Source organism: bacterium, assembly GCA_016873475.1.
Lineage (GTDB): Bacteria > Krumholzibacteriota > Krumholzibacteriia > JACNKJ01 > JACNKJ01 > VGXI01.
Genome location: VGXI01000396.1, coordinates 1 through 1,739, shown reverse-complemented (window position 1 = coordinate 1,739; position 1,739 = coordinate 1). Strand labels below are relative to the sequence as shown.

Annotated in this window: 3 protein-coding genes; all 3 read left to right on the top strand. The window is 70.6% G+C overall.

Annotated elements, in window-relative coordinates; genetic code table 11:
* Positions 1-359: ATP-binding cassette domain-containing protein (locus FJ251_16115; protein ID MBM4119225.1), on the top strand; the 359-nt coding region annotated here is incomplete at its 5' end.
* 16 nt (positions 360-375) lie between these two features.
* Positions 376-1,521 (top strand): FtsX-like permease family protein, encoded by a 1,146-nt coding sequence (locus FJ251_16110; GenBank protein MBM4119224.1) that lies wholly within the window; start codon positions 376-378, stop codon positions 1,519-1,521.
* 15 nt (positions 1,522-1,536) lie between these two features.
* The coding region (locus FJ251_16105) for an ABC transporter permease (GenBank protein MBM4119223.1) at positions 1,537-1,739 on the top strand (203 nt) is incomplete at its 3' end.

The window sequence follows — 1,739 nt, the reverse complement described above, 5'->3', positions numbered from 1 at the left end:
CTTTCGATCGCCGCCAGCGCCGCGCGCACGTGCTGGCCGCGCTCGAGGTGGTCGGGCTCCTCGACCGCGCCGACCACACCCCGCGCCAGCTCTCCGGCGGCCAGGAGCAGCGGGTGGCGATCGCGCGGGCGCTCATCACGGATCCGACCCTGCTCGTCGCCGACGAGCCGACCGGCGACCTCGACGCGGCGAGCGCCGCCGCCGTGCTCTCCCTGCTCCAGCGCCTGCACCAGGAGTCGGGGATGACCATCGTCATGGTGACGCACGATCCGCACGCCGCCGAACGCGCCGACCGCATCCTGCACCTCGAAAAGGGCGTGCTCGTCGAGTCCGTGCGTCGCGGCGAGCCGCGGGCCTGATGGGAGGGCGAGCCTGATGCGCTTCGTCCCCTTCGTCCTGCGCAGTCTCCTGCGCAGCAAGCGGCGCACGGTGCTCACCGTGCTCTCGATCCTGGTTTCGCTCTTTCTCTTCTCCACCCTGCGCACGGTGCTGACCGCCTTCGACGCCTCGCTCGAGAGCGCCGGCGCCACGCGGCTCATCGTGCGGCGCAGCACCTCGCTGATCTTCCCGCTGCCGCTCTCCTATCGCGACCGCCTCGCCCAGGTGCCGGGCGTGCGCGCGGTGAGCTGGTCCAACTGGTTTGGCGGCGTCTACGTCGACGAGCGCAACTTCTTCGCGCAGTTCGCCGTCGACCCGCGCGGCTACATGGATCTCTACCCCGAGTACGCAGTCTCACCGCCGGCGGCGCGCGACGTGCTCGAACGCGAGCGCACGGCCTGCATCGTCGGCGCCAAGCTCGCCGAGCGCTTCGGCTTCACCGTCGGCCAGCAGATCACGCTGCGCGGCACGATCTACCCGGGGCGCTGGGACTTCACGGTGCGCGGCATCGCGCGCAGCACCTCGCCCGACCTGGACACGAACTGGCTGCTCTTCTCCTGGGACTACCTGAACGAGCGGATGGGCAATTCCGGCCTCGTCGGCGTCTACACGGTGCTGATCGACGATCCGACCCGCGCCGCGGCGGTCTCGGCCGCGATCGACGGCAGCTTCGCCAACAGCCCCGCCGAGACGAAGACCGAGACCGAGAAGGCCTTCCAGCTCGGCTTCATCACGATGCTCGGCAACATCCGCCTCGTGATCTACGCGATCGGTACGGCGATCGTGATCGCCATTCTGCTCGTGGCGATGAACACGATGATGATGGCGGCCCGCGAGCGGACGCGGGAGATCGCCATCCTCAAGGCGATCGGCTTCACGGACCGCACCGTGCTCGGTTTGGTGCTGGCCGAGTCGCTGCTGCTCGGCCTCGCCGGGGGCGTGCTCGGCGCCGGGCTCGCGCGGCTCGTCTTCGACTTCACGGATTTCACGGCGGGCGGTTTCTTCCCGCGCTTCGCCGTCACGAACGGCACGATTGCGCGCGCGCTGGCGATCGCCGCCTGCCTCGGGCTCGTGAGCGGCGCCGTGCCGGCGCTGAGCGCGGCGCGGCTGAAGATCGTCGACGCCCTGCGTCACGCCGGCTAGCGCGAAAGGAGGCGCATGGCCATCCCGCTCGCCTACAACCTGCGCAACCTGCGCGTGCGCAAGGCGGCCACCCTGATGACGGCCGGCGGGATCGCGCTCGTCGTTGCCGTGCTCGTGCTGACGCTCGCCCTCGCCAGCGGCTTCCAGCGGACCCTGGTCGGCACCGGCCGCGCGGACAACCTGCATGCCCTGCGCACGGGTGCTACCAACGAGATCGA

Excerpts from the sequence above, each read along its gene's own strand:
- FJ251_16110 (MBM4119224.1), top strand. The coding sequence starts at position 376 with ATGCGCTTCGTCCCCTTCGTCCTGCGCAGTCTCCTGCGCAGCAAGCGG.